Annotated in this window: 13 protein-coding genes; 6 read left to right on the top strand and 7 right to left on the bottom strand. The window is 71.1% G+C overall.

Annotation, left to right across the window (positions count from 1 at the left end; genetic code table 11):
- Positions 1 to 57: 57 nt before the first annotated feature.
- Positions 58 to 693, bottom strand: coding sequence for a DUF2017 domain-containing protein (locus BN4251_RS02575; RefSeq protein ID WP_087483596.1), 636 nt, complete (start codon positions 691 to 693; stop codon positions 58 to 60).
- Complete coding sequence (gene clpS / locus BN4251_RS02570; protein ID WP_087483595.1) at positions 693 to 1,016, bottom strand: ATP-dependent Clp protease adapter ClpS; 324 nt, start codon at positions 1,014 to 1,016, stop codon at positions 693 to 695. Before clpS ends, BN4251_RS02575 begins: the two co-directional genes overlap by 1 nt.
- A gap of 110 nt (positions 1,017 to 1,126) precedes the next feature.
- Between clpS and BN4251_RS02565 the strand changes: the two genes are divergently transcribed.
- Positions 1,127 to 2,506, top strand: a complete 1,380-nt coding sequence (locus BN4251_RS02565; RefSeq protein ID WP_170931789.1) for a nicotinate phosphoribosyltransferase — start codon at positions 1,127 to 1,129, stop codon at positions 2,504 to 2,506.
- A 218-nt stretch (positions 2,507 to 2,724) separates the two neighbouring features.
- On the opposite strand, the gene BN4251_RS02560 is transcribed toward BN4251_RS02565, so the two are convergent.
- Both BN4251_RS02560 and BN4251_RS02555 read right to left on the bottom strand, forming a co-directional pair.
- Positions 2,725 to 4,533 (bottom strand): DEAD/DEAH box helicase, encoded by a 1,809-nt coding sequence (locus BN4251_RS02560; protein WP_245810162.1) that lies wholly within the window; start codon positions 4,531 to 4,533, stop codon positions 2,725 to 2,727.
- 103 nt (positions 4,534 to 4,636) lie between these two features.
- A complete protein-coding gene (locus BN4251_RS02555; protein ID WP_087483592.1) occupies positions 4,637 to 5,005 on the bottom strand; it encodes a DUF3039 domain-containing protein in 369 nt (122 codons plus the stop codon).
- Between the two features lie 116 nt (positions 5,006 to 5,121).
- Here BN4251_RS02555 and BN4251_RS02550 point away from each other — a divergent pair, with 116 nt between their 5' ends.
- Positions 5,122 to 5,553, top strand: coding sequence for a VanZ family protein (locus BN4251_RS02550; protein ID WP_087483591.1), 432 nt, complete (start codon positions 5,122 to 5,124; stop codon positions 5,551 to 5,553).
- A gap of 249 nt (positions 5,554 to 5,802) precedes the next feature.
- Here BN4251_RS02550 and BN4251_RS02545 read toward each other — a convergent pair whose 3' ends face one another.
- On the bottom strand, positions 5,803 to 7,260 hold the full coding sequence (locus tag BN4251_RS02545; RefSeq protein ID WP_087483590.1) for an NAD-dependent malic enzyme: 1,458 nt from the start codon (positions 7,258 to 7,260) through the stop codon (positions 5,803 to 5,805).
- Positions 7,261 to 7,422: 162 nt separating this feature from the next.
- On the opposite strand from BN4251_RS02545, the gene BN4251_RS02540 reads away from it, so the two are divergent.
- From BN4251_RS02540 to BN4251_RS02525, 4 genes are all read left to right on the top strand, one after another.
- Positions 7,423 to 7,785 (top strand): WXG100 family type VII secretion target, encoded by a 363-nt coding sequence (locus BN4251_RS02540; RefSeq protein ID WP_140398362.1) that lies wholly within the window; start codon positions 7,423 to 7,425, stop codon positions 7,783 to 7,785.
- An 84-nt stretch (positions 7,786 to 7,869) separates the two neighbouring features.
- A complete protein-coding gene (locus BN4251_RS02535) occupies positions 7,870 to 8,532 on the top strand; it encodes a C2 family cysteine protease (RefSeq protein ID WP_087483588.1) in 663 nt (220 codons plus the stop codon).
- Between the two features lie 4 nt (positions 8,533 to 8,536).
- The gene (locus BN4251_RS02530) at positions 8,537 to 8,839 is read left to right on the top strand and encodes a hypothetical protein (protein WP_140398361.1); all 303 of its coding nucleotides are present in this window, start codon (positions 8,537 to 8,539) and stop codon (positions 8,837 to 8,839) included.
- A 37-nt stretch (positions 8,840 to 8,876) separates the two neighbouring features.
- Positions 8,877 to 9,353 (top strand): hypothetical protein, encoded by a 477-nt coding sequence (locus BN4251_RS02525; protein WP_087483586.1) that lies wholly within the window; start codon positions 8,877 to 8,879, stop codon positions 9,351 to 9,353.
- 23 nt (positions 9,354 to 9,376) lie between these two features.
- On the opposite strand, the gene BN4251_RS02520 is transcribed toward BN4251_RS02525, so the two are convergent.
- Positions 9,377 to 9,985: a hypothetical protein gene (locus BN4251_RS02520; RefSeq protein ID WP_245810161.1), complete on the bottom strand. Its 609-nt coding sequence runs from the start codon at positions 9,983 to 9,985 to the stop codon at positions 9,377 to 9,379.
- 334 nt (positions 9,986 to 10,319) lie between these two features.
- Positions 10,320 to 14,216 carry an ATP-dependent RNA helicase HrpA gene (hrpA, locus tag BN4251_RS02515; RefSeq protein WP_087483585.1) on the bottom strand — a complete coding sequence of 1,299 codons (3,897 nt, stop codon included), beginning with the start codon at positions 14,214 to 14,216 and terminating at the stop codon, positions 10,320 to 10,322.
- Between the last annotated feature and the right edge of the window lie 7 nt (positions 14,217 to 14,223).

The following is a 14,223-nucleotide window of genomic DNA, read 5'->3' as shown; positions in this document are numbered from 1 at the left end:
CGGCGCAGAGAGACGTGACGGCACGCTCACTGCGTGCCGTTTCACAGTTCGCACACATCAGTCCAGGGCGCGCAGCAGGCTCTCCTGGAGCCAGGACAGCAGCTCGTAGACGGCGATCACGACGTCGGAGCCCACATGCTCCTCGTCCCCGGAGGGACCCGCGTCCTCGACCCTCTCGCCGATCTGCTGGAGCATCCGCAGTGTGTCGAAGTCGCCGTCGCGCTCGAGGCCCAGCCGGTCCGCGAGCACGATCCGCACGTCGTTGAGGGCGCGGAGCATCGACATCGCGCCCTCCTCGTCGAGCACCACCTCGCTGTGCCCCTGCCCGGTGCTGTCCAGCGTGCGCATCACGCGTCGGAGGTCCGAGAGCTTGCCGTCGGCCAGATCCTGCTGGCCCAGCCGCCGGTACTCCGCCGCGAGCAGCGGATCCTCCGAGGCGGCGGGGAACAGCCGCCGGACCGCCGAGTCCGAGGGCTCGCGCGCCTCTCGACCGGCGAACTCCGCCTCGAGCCGGCGCAGCGGGTCATCGCTCTGCGCGGCGCGACGCAGCACGTCACCCTCCGCATCGATCCCCAGATCGGCACGGATCAGATCCGCGGTCTCCTGGGCGACCTGCGAGATGATCGCCTTCTCCTCGCCGTCGAGCCGGCACACGAGGCTGCCGTCGGGGCGGCGTCGGAACGCATGCGCCATCAGTCCTCCCCTGCTCTCTCGAGCGTCGCCTGCAATCCGAAGGAGTGCATCGCCTGGACATCCGTCTCCGCCCGCTCACGAGAGCCACGCGAGACGATCGCCCGCCCCTCCTCATGCACCTGCAGCATCAGCTGCTCGGCCACCAGGCGCGAGTAGCCGAAATAGCGGCGGAAGACGAAGACGACGTAGCTCATGAGGTTCACCGGGTCGTTCCAGACCACGGTGCACCAGGGGCCCTCGGTCTCGGCCGTCACCTCGACGTCTGGGGAGAGGTCGGTGCGGGAGCCCGTTCCCGGCTCCGCCCGCGGCAGCTCCACCGGCATGCACGTTCCTCCTGTGTCCTGCCGCATCGCTGGATTCGTGATGCGGCGGAGACGAGTCTACGGGGCGCGCCCGACCACCCACCGACCCGGCACGCATTACGGTGGACACCGTGACTTCCGCCCTGCTCACCGACCTCTACGAGCTGACGATGCTCGAAGCCGCCCGCGAGGCCGGCACCGCATCGCGCCGCTGCGTCTTCGAGGTGTTCACCCGTTCCCTGCCCGAGGGCCGCCGCTACGGCGCGCTCGCCGGCACCGGTCGCGTCCTCGACGCGATCGCCGACTTCCGCTTCGACGACGCGGACCTGCGCTACCTGCGCCGCGCCGGCGTGCTGAAGGAGGAGACCCTCGAGCACCTGGCCGAGTACCGCTTCACCGGCGATGTGCACGGCTACGAGGAGGGCGAGCTGTACTTCCCCGGCTCCCCCGTGCTGCGCATCGAGGGCACCTTCGAGAACGCGGTGCTGCTGGAGACGGTGGTGCTGTCGATCCTGAACCATGACAGCGGCGTCGCCTCCGCCGGATCGCGCATGGTCACCGCCGCTCGGGGTCGCCCCTGCATCGAGATGGGCGGCCGACGGGTCCATGAGGACGCGGCCATCGCCGCGGCCCGCGCGGCCCGCATCGTGGGCTTCGCCTCCACTTCGAACCTCGCCGCCGGAGCCCACTACCGGGTCCCCGTCGCCGGCACCGCCGCGCACGCCTTCACGCTCCTGTTCGACACGGAGGAGGAGGCGTTCCGCGCCCAGCTGGCCGCGCAGGGCGCCGGCACCACCGTGCTGGTCGACACCTACGACGTGGACCGCGCCGTGCGCACCGCGGTCGAGCTCGCCGGCCCGCAGCTGGGTGCGGTGCGCCTGGACTCCGGTGACCTCGGCGCGCAGGCCGTCCGGGTGCGTGAGCTGCTGGACTCGCTCGGCGCGACGGGCACCCGCATCACCGCGACCGGCGATCTCGACGAATACCGGGTCGAGGAGCTGAAGGATGCCCCGCTGGACGGCTACGGCATCGGCACCCGCCTGGTCACCGGGGGCGGGCATCCTGCGCCCGGCTTCGTCTACAAGCTGGTCGAGCGCGAGGGCGCCGACGGGCAGATGCACCCCGTGGGCAAGAAGTCCCACGACAAGGCCACCCTCGGCGCGGGCAAGGCCGCCTACCGGATGCTGGTGGGCGAGCATGCCCATGCGGAGCTGGTGCTGCCCGGAGAGGAGGAGGTGGCCGAGTTCGAGCGGGAGCTGATCACGGAGCTGACCTCCGGTGCGGCGAACCCGGAGTGGAAGCGCACGTCCCTGAGGCCGCTGCAGAAGCCGCTGATCCTGGGCGGCGAACCGGTCGAGCCGCAGCGGGCACCGGCTACGGTCGAGGCGGCGCGGGAGCGGCATGCCGCCTCGGTCGCCGAGCTGAGCCTCACCCCCGACGACGGGCCGGACGGCCCGGTCGCGATCCCCACGGTGACCGACGGCGTCGAGGCCGCACGCGTGCTGAGCTGAGCCTCCTCAGGCGCCCGCGCCTGCACAGCGCGCGGGCTGATGGTCGGGTTTTGATGGTCGGGTGCTGATGGTCGGGTGCAGGCGCACAGCCGACCACTGCGGAGATATCGGCATAGTCATCGCCCTGACGCCAGCACCCGACCAGCTCGCACTCAAGGCCGACCGGGCACAGCCCTGACGCCAGTACCCGAGCACCCCTCGCTCAGGGCCGACCGGGGTCAGCGACGGCCGACGAACCAGCCGCGCACGATCCCTATCCGCTCCTGGATCTGCTCGGCGCTGGCCTGCGCCACGGCCGGTCCGCCGCTGCGGCTGCGCAGAGTGTTGTGCACCTGGCCGTGCGGGATGCCGGACTTCCGTGCCCAGGCTGAGACCAGCGAGCTGAGCTCCTTGCGCAGGTCCATCAGCTGACGGTGATCGACCACGCCCGGGGTGACCGGTGAGTCCGCGCTCCCGTTCTGCTGACGGCGCGCCTGCTGCTGTGCCTGCTGCTGCTGGAGCACGGTGCGCATCTGATCGGCGTCCAGCAGTCCCGGGATGCCCAGGAACTCCTGCTCGTCCTCCGAGCCGACCATGCCCCCGGCCCCGTACTCGCCGCCGTCGAACAGCACTCGGTCGAAGGAGGCCTCCGATTCGAGCGCCTCGAAGGACATCTCGAGCTGGTCGGAGGCCTGCTCGGGCCGGTTGGCCTGCTCGATCAGGCTCTCGTCGAGGCCGGTCTCCTCGTCCACGCCCTTGGGGCGGCGGTCCAGCACGTGATCACGCTCGGCCTCCATCTCGGCGGCGTGGCCCATGAGGATCGGGACCGTGGGCAGGAAGACGCTCGCCGTCTCGCCCCGGGTCCGCGAGCGCACGAAACGGCCCACCGCCTGGGCGAAGAACATGGGCGTGGAGGTCGAGGTGGCGTAGACGCCCACGGCGAGACGGGGCACGTCCACGCCCTCGGAGACCATGCGCACCGCCACCATCCAGCGGTCCTCCGAGGCGGAGAAGTCCTCGATCCGCTTGCCCGCGCCGGCGTCATCGGAGAGGACCACGGTGGGCGCCTCGCCGGTGAGGTCCTGGAGGGTGGCGGCGTAGGAGCGGGCTGCCTTCTGATCGGTGGCGATCACCAGACCGCCGGCGTCCGGGACATGCCGGCGCACCTCCGTGAGCCGACGGTCCGCGGCGGAGAGCACGGACTGGATCCACTCCCCCTTAGGATCCAGCGCGGTGCGCCAGGCCTGCTGGGTGATGTCCTTGGTCTCGAGCGCGCCGAGCTGCGCGGAGACCTCGTCACCGCTCTTGGTACGCCAGTGCATGCGGCCGGAGTACGTCATGAACAGCACCGGGCGCACCACGTGGTCGCGCAGCGCATCGCCGTAGCCGTAGGTGTAGTCCGCCTTGGAGCGCAGGAAGCCCTCGCCGTCCTCCTCGTAGGTGACGAAGGGGATCTGGGAGTCGTCGGAGCGGAACGGGGTGCCCGTCAGCGCGAGCCTGCGCGTGGCCGGGTCGAAGGCTTCGCGCACGCCGTCGCCCCAGGTGCGGGAGTCGCCGGCGTGGTGGATCTCGTCGAGGATCACCAGTGTGCGATCGGCCTCGGTGCGGGCGCGGTGCAGCGCCGGGTGCATGCCGATCTGGGCGTAGGTCACCGCGACGCCCTGGTAGTGGGAGCCGTGGGCGCCCTGGGCGTTGGAGAAGTTGGGGTCCAGGGAGATGCCCACCCTCGCGGCGGCGTCGGCCCACTGGGTCTTCAGATGCTCCGTCGGCGCGACCACCGTGATCCGGCGGACGGTGCCCTCGGAGAGCAGCCCCGCCGCGATCTGGAGGGCGAAGGTGGTCTTGCCCGCGCCCGGGGTCGCGACGGCCAGGAAGTCCTTCGGCGCGGCGGTGCGGTAGAGCTCGAGGGCCTCTGCCTGCCAGGCGCGGAGCTTCGGGACGGTGCCCCAGGCTGCGCGCTCCGGGTAGGCGACGGGGAGCGATCGCGCGGCCGCCTCGGAGGGCTGGCGGGGATCGCTGGCTGAGAACAGGGAAGGGGTGGTATTCACGGCGTGCTCCACCGTACCGCCGCGCCCCGACGACCCGCCGTCGCCGCCGATGTGAGGAAATCGCCGCGCGCCGTCGGCCGCTCCTCGACGCGGCCGATCAGCCTCAGCGCCGCCCGCCGAAGAAGCCGCGGAAGCCGCCACCCTTCCCGGAGCCGCCCTTGCCGCCGTCGCCGTCGTTCGGCTCGCGCATGCCGTCGTAGATCTCCTTGCACTCCGGGCACACCGGGTACTTCTCGGGATCGCGGCCGGGCACCCACACCTTGCCGCACAGCGCGATCACCGGGGTGCCGCCGAGCGCGGCCTGGGTGACCTTGTCCTTGCGCACGTAGTGGGCGAACCGGTCGTGGTCGCCGTCGTCGGTCTTCTGCTCCTGCTCCTGGCGCTGACGGTCCAGCACCGCGGTGCTGCCGGGGCCGGCTCCCGGATCGTCGCTGTAGGGGTCCATCCGGGACGGATCGGAAGTGGAGGACATGACTGCTCCCTGGATCGTGGTCGTGACCCTCCGAGCCTACCGGGCCGCGCACGGCACGCCCATCCACCCGGCCCCGCGTCCCGAAGAACATCGCCCGGGGCTGGAATAATGCGCGCATGGACGCCGTCGTCGAGTTCCTGCACCGCCTCCCCTCGGAGATCCGACGGGTGGGCGGCTCCGTGCCGTGGCGGCTCGCCCTGCTGGCTCTCACCCTGGCGGCGAACATCGGCTTCTACTTGCCCTCGCTGCCCGAGGGCACGCCCGGCCTCGGCGTGCCGGGCCAGGACAAGGCGGTGCACCTGCTGGTGTTCGCGGCGACCGTCTTCGCCGCCGGGCGCGTGCTCGCACCGCGGAAACGGTTCCCGATCGGGTGGGTGGTGATCGCCGCCCTCGTGCATGCGCTGCTGATCGAGCTGGTCCAGCTGGTGGCGCTCGCCGAACGCAGCGGAGACCTGCTCGATCTGCTGTTCGACGTGGTCGGCATCGCGCTGGGGGTGGCGGCCTGGGCCGGCGAGCGGATGCTGCGCCGCGACAGCGCTGCGGAGTAGCGCTCACCGTCGACCGGAACCGCGCCTCGCGCCGGTCGCCCGGGATCGTGCCGGTCGAGCGGAACTGTGCGGCCCCTTCCCCGCACGGATCCGTTCCCCCACGGATCCGTTCCCGCACGGAACAGCCTGCTGGCGACCCACTTCCGCGATGAAAGTGGATCGCCAGCAGGCTGTCGATGCTGCGAACGGGGCGGGTGCCGCAGCGCGAGGGGTGCCGCGGCGCGGGCGGGTGTGCGCCGTGCCGCGCCGTCAGCCCTCGAGGGTGATCTCGTCGGCGTAGACGGCGGTCATCGTGCCGGTGATGGTGTCCACGGTGCCGGCCTCTTCGCGCGCCACCTGCTCGACGGCGCTCGCGACCGCCTTCGTGACGCCCTCGTGGAAGACGCTGGGCACGATGTAGGTGGGGTTGAGCTCCTCGGAGGTGACCACGTCCGCGAGCGCCTTCGCGGCGGCCAGCAGCATGCGGTCGCTGACCCGGGTGGCGTGGGCATCCAGCAGGCCGCGGAACACGCCGGGGAAGGCGAGCACGTTGTTGATCTGATTGGCGAAGTCGCTGCGGCCGGTCGCGACCACCTCGGCGTGCTTGACGGCCTCGGCAGGGTCGATCTCGGGGGTCGGGTTCGCCATCGCGAACACCACGGAGCGCTCGGCCATGGTGGCGACGTCCTCGGCGCTGAGGATGTTCCCGGCGCTGACGCCGATGAACACGTCCGCGTCCTTGACCGCATCGGAGAGGGAGCCCGTGATCTCTCGCGGATTGGTGACCTCGGCGATCCACGGCAGGCGACCCTCGAGCTGCTGGCGGCCCTCGTGGACGATCCCGTCGATATCGGTGACCACGATGTCGCGTGCTCCGGCAGCGCGCAGCAGGCGCAGGATCGCGGTGCCGGCCGCGCCAGCGCCGGAGAGCACGATGCGAGCGGTCTCGATGCTCTTGTCCACCACGCGCAGCGCATTACGCAGGGCGGCGACCACCACGATCGCGGTGCCGTGCTGGTCGTCATGGAAGACGGGGATGTCGAGCTCGGCGCGCAGACGATCCTCGATCTCGAAGCAGCGGGGCGCGGAGATGTCCTCGAGGTTGATCCCGGCGAAGACCGGGGCGATCGCCTTGACGTGGGCGACGATGTCGTCGACCGAGTGGGCGTCCAGGCAGATGGGGAAGGCGTCGATGTCCGCGAAGCGCTTGAACAGCGCCGCCTTGCCCTCCATCACCGGCATCGCGGCGAGGGGGCCGAGATCACCGAGCCCCAGGATGGCGGACCCGTCGGAGACCACGGCGACGGTGTTGCGCTTGATGGTCAGGCGTCGGGCGTCCTCGGGGTTCTCCGCGATCGCCTTGACCACCCGGGCGACGCCCGGGGTGTAGATCATCGACAGGTCGTCGCGGTGACGGATCGGCAGCTTCGACTGAACAGTGAGCTTGCCTCCGAGGTGGGCGAGGAAGGTGCGGTCGGAAACCTTGCCCAGCTCCACGCCCTCGAGGCCGCGCAGCTCGTCCACGACCTGCATCGCGTGATCGTGACCGGCGGTGAGCACGGTGATGTCCGCGCGCATCCGCTCGGGCCCGGAGGCGGAGACGTCGAGGGCGGTGACCGTCGCGTCTCGCTGCTCGATGCGGCTGGTGATGTCGCTGACTGCGGCGGAGCGGGCGGCGAACTCGAGTCGGATCGTGATGGAGTAGCTCACGGTTGGCATCGGTGACATGGGGCACAGCCTAACGATGTCGGCGGCCCCCGGTGAGAGGACGCGATACTTCGTCCACGCGCGGCCTCTCGCCCGTGCCAGCGAGACCTCCCTCCCGTGCTCGCCCAGGGACACGAAGCAGCCGACGTTGCGCACGTCACACGCACCGTGGGATCCTCGGGCATGGCGTTCTGGGGGTCGAACACGGAAGAGATGGTGGAGCTGGCGCGCCGGTTCCGCGACGGGGATCAGCAGCTGAGGGTCACCACGGAGGCGCTGCAGACCGCGGTGGCCACGGCGGGTTGGGTGGGGCCCGATGCCGACGGCTTCCGCGACCGCTGGGAGCAGTGCCGCCAGCAGCTGTCGCAGACCGGGGACCACCTCAGCAGCACCGCGGAGCATCTCGCGTTCGAGGCCGCCGAGCAGGATGCCGCCTCGGATCCGACCGGCCGGATCGACCCTGCCGACTACGACGGGATGCTGGGCGGTCAGTTCCTGGACTGGTCCGATGTGATCAACACCGGCGAGCGCGTCGGCGATCTGTGACGCGACCGGGTCGAGGCGGGCGACGCGGACAGTCCGCTCGGCGAGCGGTACACCGATGCGCACCCGGACTGGGATCCCTCGAGCGTGGACATCGACCAGGCAGGGATCGAGGAGTCCCTCGTGGACCAGGGCTCCCTCGGGGACTGCTGGTATCTCGCCGCGCTGATGGCCGTGCAGTCGACCGACCCCGGCCAGCTGGCCGAGAACATCAGCGGGGTCGGCGAACCACCCGGCGCCGACGGCTGGGAGGTGCGCCTCTTCGTCGACGGCGAGTGGCAGGTCATCGCCGTGAGTCCTGACGATCTGGGGACCAAGGGCACGGTGGACGGGCGCTCCGGGGATCCCAGCTGGGCCACCGTCTACGAGATAGCCATGATCAACGCGCACGACGGGCGCCCCTCGGCGGTCTGGGCGGACACCCCCGCGGCGGGTCTCGAGATGATCACCGGGAAGTCGGCACGCGAGTCGGACACCCTGGGGCAGCCCTCCTTCGACGAGTACCGACAGGCGTTCGACGAGGGCCGCCCGATCACCGTGATGACCGACCCGTTGCTGCCGATCGGCCCGGCCCGCGATGATCTCGTCTCCGCGCACGTCTACCAGGTCTCCGGCTACGACGAGAGCACCGGGGAGATCATCCTGACCAATCCCCACGGACCGCGCTCCTCGAACCCCTACGAGGTGAGGATCGATCCGGACCATCCGGCGTACGCCACCTCGATCTTCATGACCGGGATCGGGGAGTGAGCCGATGAGGAGCGAGCACGTGATCCAGCAGGCCGGCCAGGTCCAGGACGGTCCCTGGCGGCTGGGGGTCTTCCGCACCCTCGAGGACGAGCACGGCCCGTACACGGTGCTGCGCCTGGCACGCTCCGGGGCCGAGCGGGCTCTCGAGCTGACCCTGCGGCCGGGCGAGACCGAGCCGGTCGATGACGCCGGGTCCCTGACCCTGGTGTCCACCGTCCCGTCGACCCGTGAACGGCGCGGCACCGTCCGCATCGCGCTCGAGCGGGAGCCCGCCGCATCCGGCGGCGGGAGCGATGCCCGTGCGTGAGGGACAGGTCCGGGGACGCCGAGGTCTCGCGAGGCTGATGCATGGCTCCGCTGGCCTCGGCGCAGTGCTGCTCCTGGCCGCCGGATGCGGTGGGGGCGCCACGGCGATGCCGGCCGAGGAGGCCGTCGAGCACCATGAGCTGGTGGCCGAGGAGCTCCTCGCCGCGGCGGACTCCGTGCGCCCGCTGTCGTGGGAGCGGCGTTCGCAGGAGATCATCGAGCCGGGTGCAGAGGACTGCCGCTACCAGCCGGGAGTGTGGGAGGCCGATGAGCCCCTGTATCCCGAGCCCGGTCAGGGCATGGACTGGGAGCCGTGGCGCGCGGCGCTCGATCCGGTGCTCGAGGAGCACGGCTTCGAGGCGCTGGGCCGCGAGCAGAGCTCGGGCGGTGACCTGTGGCTGGAGGCCGAGGGTCCGCACGGCTCGCGCCTGCTGGTGCACGCCGACGGGGTCATGCGGTTGACGGACGTGCTGGTCGACGCCGATCCCTGTGAAGGCGCGACCCTCGGGCTGTGAGACCGCCCGTCCGCGGCCGGGTCTCAGTCCGTGTAGGGCGAGACGTCGTGGGCGTAGCGATCCCAGAGGATCTGCGCCGCGGGCAGCTGCTCCGAGTAGCGCCCGGGGTGGGCCGAGATCTGCACTGCCTGGGCCGCCGCGCCGGGCTCCCACTCCCTGTAGTCCGGGGCGAGCTGGAGCAGCCCGGGCGGGGAGGCGTGGGCGCCGAGGCCGAGGAAGGCGTCGATCGCCTTCTTCTTGTGGCGCACCTCGTCATAGGTGCCCCAGCCCATCGAGGGCCGCTGCTGGAACAGGCCTCCGGAGTCGTGATCGACGGCCGGCTCGTAGTTGTACAGCCAGGACTCGACGATCGCGGTGATGAGGGTGATCTTCGTGGCCTCGATGCCGAAGCCGTGCCCGGCGCAGACGGCGATGATGAACTTCGCGTTGTCGATCTGCCAGTCGTCCATGGCGTCGACGTCGAACCCCTCGCGGGTCTCGGCACGGGTCATGAACTCCTCGGTCCACACCTCATCGGCGGCGCGCGCCGGGGCGGCAGTGCCGAGCGCGGCGAGCGAGCTGATGCCGAGCGCACCGGCGATCAGCAGATGACGGCGGGAGAGCGGTGCGCGCGGGGCGGCGGTGATCGACATGGTCGCGGAATCCTTCGGAGCCTGGGGCAGGGAGCGTGCCCGGCGCAGCGGGCCGTGCCAAGGTAACGATTCGCTGGGAGGCTGTGAAGGGCTGCGTCGGCCTCCCCGCCCGCAGGCGGCGGCGCTCTTGGGGTGCGCATGACCTGGGCATGGGTGCCGGGAGGGTTGTCGCCCACGGCGTCGTCACCGGTCCTCGGCGCGGTCTCCGCCTTCGGGTCCGGGTGCTCCCGGCACTTTCGTGCCGTGCCTCGCAATCGAGCGTAAAGACTTCACAAGTTGCGGCGGAGGACGCCCGATCGAGACCGGTCTCACCTCGCGCCGCGTCCGGGACCGGTCAGCCGCCGAGCTCGTTGATCGCCTTGCGGATCCGCTTGTCCGAGACGGTCTGCTTCGTGCCGAGGGTCTGGGCGAACAGGCTCACCCGCAGCTCCTCGAGCAGCCAGTCGATCTCGCGCGCCGCAGCGCTGGCCCGCGCTCGTGCGCTGAGCTTCGCCTTCCTGGAGGCCCAGAACTGTTCGAGGTCGCCGATCTGCCAGGCCAGCTGCTCGTCCCGGCGAGGGTTCTCCGGAAGCTTCTCGAGGCGCCGCAGATCCGCCTCGAGGTAGCGGCTGAGCTCGGGGAGGTGCTCGATGCCGGTGCGGGAGATGAACCCGTCGCCGAGCAGGGAGGCGGCGTGCTCGCGGATCTGGGTGAGATGGGAGAGGACGGCGAGCGAGGTCGCGCGGCCCAGCTCGCGGTGGAGCTTCGTCCCCATCGCCAGCGCTGAGGCCGCGTTCTTGACCGCCTGTGCGGCGAGCTCATCGTGCTGGGCGCGCACGCTGTGCAGGAGCGTCTCGTACTCGGCGCGGGTGCGGATCTGCGCCTCCCCCACCAGGTGCACGGTGGCGGCGCGCGAGGCGTCGGCCAGCAGCGCCGCCGTGGAGGCGTAGTCGGAGCCGGAGACAGCGAGCTTGGTGGGATTGGGCAGCGCGTTCAGCACACCGGAGAGGTCGGTGCCGATCTCGCGGTCCACCAGTGCGATCACGCCCTCGCGGTGGGCGAGCACCTGCTCGTCCGCGGTGGCGAGGATCGCCAGATCCACCCGTTCGAGCCGCCCGTCCTTCCCGCGCCGTGCCAGCAGCGCCGGATATCCGGTGACCTTGAGCCCGCCCACGGTCGATTCGTGCACGGCGGGCACCCCCGTCGAGGGGAAGGTCTCGAGGTCCTTCTGCGCGAGCTCGTCGGCCTGGGAGGAGACCGAGGCGTCCACCCGCTTCTTGAGCCGGCCCTTGAGCTGCTCGAGGTCGTCCCCGGCACCGATCTGGCGCCCGCGATCATCGACCACCCGGAAGTGCATGCGCAGATGCGGCGGCAGCTTCGACAGGTCGAACTCGGGGCCGTACAGCGGCAGGTCGTCCGGCACGCCGGGCAGGGCGACCAGCTCGTCGGCGACCGCCTCGAGGAAGGACTCACCGGAGTTCGGGTCGTCGTCGTGCAGGGTCGCCGCGACCACCTTGGCCCGTTCAGGCGCGGGCACCAGATGGCGTCGGATCGCCTTGGGCAGGGAGCGGATCAGCTCGGTGACCAGGTCCTCGCGCATGCCGGGGACCAGCCAGTCGAAGCCGTGCGGCCGCAGGCGGTTCAGCACGGCGAGCGGCACGGTGGCGGTGACACCGTCGGTGCCCTTCGCGCCCACCTCGCCGAAGGAGTAGCTCAGCGGGAGGGTGATGTCGCCCTGCACCCACGTGTCGGGGAAGTCCGCGGCGATCGCCTCGGCCACGCTCTCGTCGGCGGCGAGCAGATCCTTCTCGGTGAGGGTGAGCAGGTCCGGGGTCTCATGGCGCTGCGTCTTCCACCAGCTGTCGAAGTGGCGGCCGGAGACGATGTGCGCGGGGATCCGCTCGTCGTAGAAGCGGAACAGCTGCTCGTCCGAGATCAGCAGGTCCCGGCGCCGGGTCTTGGCCTCGAGCTCCTCGAGCTCCTTGATCAGCGCCTGGTTGTCGCGGAAGAAGTGGTGGCGGGTGCGCCAGTCCCCCTCGATCAGGGCGTGCTGGAGGAAGATCTCTCGAGCTGCCTCGGGGTCGATCCGGCCGTAGCCCACGACCCTGTCCGCGACCAGCGGCACCCCGTAGAGGGTGACCTTCTCGTGCACCATCGCCGAGGCCTGCTTCGAGGACCAGTGGGGCGCGGAGTGGGAGCGCTTGACCACGTGGGAGCCGGTCTCCTCGGCCCAGGACGGGTCGATCCGCGCCGCGGTGCGGCCCCAGAGGCGGGAGGTCTCCACCAGCTCGGAGACCATCACGTAGTCGGGGCGCTTCTTGGCGAGCGCGGAGCCCGGCCACAGCGCGAAGCGCGCCCCGCGGGCGCCGGCGTACTCGCGGGTGCGGTCGTCCTGGAGGCCGACGTGGCTGAGCAGACCGGCCAGCAGCGCCTGATGGATCGCCTGCGGGGAGGCGTCGTTGTCGTTGCGGGAGAGCTCCGCATCCTTGGCCATGTCCCGCAGCTGGGCGTGCAGGTCCCACCACTCACGGATCCGCAGGTAGTGCAGATGCTCGGAGCGCACCTCGCGACGGAAAGCGGAGTTCGACAGCGCCTTGCGGCGCTCCTGGAGGTGGTTCCAGAGATTGAGGTAGGCGATGAAGTCGCTGGTCTCGTCCTCGAAGCGCTTGTGCTTCTCCTTGGCCTGCTGCTCCTGGCCCAGCGGCCGCTCTCGCGGGTCCTGGATCGACATCGCGGCGACGATGATCAGCACCTCCCGCAGGGCGCCGAGGCGGTGGGCCTCGATGAGCATCCGCGCCATGCGGGGGTCCAGCGGGAAGCGGGCGAGGGTGCGGCCGACGCGGGTGAGCCGGCGCCCTCCCGGGGCGGAGGGAGCCTCCTCGATCGCGCCGAGTTCGTCGAGCAGGCGCACGCCATCGGTGATGGCGCGCGAGGCGGGCGGCTCGACGAAGGGGAACGACTCCACGTCGCCCAGCCCGAGCGAGGTCATCAGCAGCACCACGGAAGCGAGTGAGGTGCGCAGGATCTCCGGCTCGGTGAACTCGGGCCGTCCCTCGAAGTCCTCCTCGGAGTACAGCCGGATCGCGATGCCGGGGGCGGTGCGGCCGGAGCGGCCGGAGCGCTGGTTCGCGCTGGCCTGGGAGATCGGCTCGATCGGGAGGCGCTGGACCTTGGTGCGCTGGGAGTAGCGGGAGATGCGCGCCAGGCCCGCATCGATCACGTAGGTGATGCCGGGGACGGTCAGCGAGGTCTCGGCGACGTTGGTGGACAGGATGATGCGCCGGTAGGTGCCCGCGGGCGGCGGGGAGAAGATCTTCTGCTGGTCCTGGGCGGAGAGCCTGCCGAACAGCGGCAGCACCTCGACCGGCAGCGCTGCGCGGCCCCGGGTGCCGCGGTTGAGGTGGGCGGTCAGGGCGTCGGAGATCTCGCGGATCTCCCGCTCTCCGGGCAGGAAGACGAGCATGTCCCCGGGACCCTCGGCCGCGAGCTCGTCCACCGCGTCGGTGATCGCCTGGGTGAGGTCTCGCTCGACGGAGTGGATGTCCTCGAGCTCGTCGTCCTCCTCGACCTCGGCCTCGAGCACCAGGGGCCGGTAGCGGATGTCGACGGGGTAGGTGCGGCCGGAGACCTCGATGATCGGTGCGGGCTCGCGCTCCCCCGAGGGCAGCACCGCGGCGAAGTGCTCGGCGAAGCGCTCGGGGTCGATGGTCGCCGAGGTGATGATGACCTTCAGATCGGGCCGCTCGGGCAGGATCTGGCGGAGGTATCCGAGGATCACGTCGATGTTCAGCGAGCGCTCGTGGGCCTCGTCGATGATGATCGCGTCGTAGCGCTTCAACAGCCGGTCACGGCCCACCTCGGCCAGCAGGATGCCGTCGGTCATGAGCTTCAGGCGGGTGCCGCGAGAGGTCTCACGGGTGAAGCGCACCTGGTAGCCGACGGTGCCCTCCCCCAGCTTCTGGCCGAGCTCGGACGCGATGCGCTGGGCGACGGAGCGCGCGGCGATGCGGCGCGGCTGGGTGTGTCCGATCAGCTTCCCGCGCCGTCCGTAGCCGAGCTCGAGCAACATCTTGGGGATCTGGGTGGTCTTGCCCGAGCCGGTGGCTCCGGCGATCACCACCACCTGGTTCTCGCGGATCGCGGCCTGGATGTCCTCCCGGCGCTGGGAGACGGGCAGGTCCCCGGGATAGGTGATGCGGAGCTCGGACGGTGCGGTGCCGGCCTGGTCGGGCGTCGAGGAGGGCGTGGTCATGGCGGGT

Origin of the sequence: Brachybacterium massiliense, from assembly GCF_900184245.1 — a bacterium.
Taxonomy (GTDB): domain Bacteria; phylum Actinomycetota; class Actinomycetes; order Actinomycetales; family Dermabacteraceae; genus Brachybacterium; species Brachybacterium massiliense.
This window is presented reverse-complemented; position numbering and strand designations above follow the sequence as displayed.

What these genes read in the sequence shown, in the direction of transcription:
- BN4251_RS02540 (WP_140398362.1), top strand. Translation starts at nt 7,423, where the DNA reads ATGGCGTTCTGGGGGTCGAACACGGAAGAGATGGTGGAGCTGGCGCGC.
- BN4251_RS02530 (WP_140398361.1), top strand. Translation starts at nt 8,537, where the DNA reads ATGAGGAGCGAGCACGTGATCCAGCAGGCCGGCCAGGTCCAGGACGGT.
- BN4251_RS02525 (WP_087483586.1), top strand. Translation starts at nt 8,877, where the DNA reads ATGCATGGCTCCGCTGGCCTCGGCGCAGTGCTGCTCCTGGCCGCCGGA.
- hrpA (WP_087483585.1), bottom strand. Translation starts at nt 14,216, where the DNA reads ATGACCACGCCCTCCTCGACGCCCGACCAGGCCGGCACCGCACCGTCC.
- BN4251_RS02545 (WP_087483590.1), bottom strand. Translation starts at nt 7,260, where the DNA reads ATGTCACCGATGCCAACCGTGAGCTACTCCATCACGATCCGACTCGAG.
- BN4251_RS02550 (WP_087483591.1), top strand. Translation starts at nt 5,122, where the DNA reads ATGGACGCCGTCGTCGAGTTCCTGCACCGCCTCCCCTCGGAGATCCGA.
- BN4251_RS02520 (WP_245810161.1), bottom strand. Translation starts at nt 9,985, where the DNA reads ATGTCGATCACCGCCGCCCCGCGCGCACCGCTCTCCCGCCGTCATCTG.
- BN4251_RS02555 (WP_087483592.1), bottom strand. Translation starts at nt 5,005, where the DNA reads ATGTCCTCCACTTCCGATCCGTCCCGGATGGACCCCTACAGCGACGAT.
- clpS (WP_087483595.1), bottom strand. Translation starts at nt 1,016, where the DNA reads ATGCCGGTGGAGCTGCCGCGGGCGGAGCCGGGAACGGGCTCCCGCACC.
- BN4251_RS02575 (WP_087483596.1), bottom strand. Translation starts at nt 693, where the DNA reads ATGGCGCATGCGTTCCGACGCCGCCCCGACGGCAGCCTCGTGTGCCGG.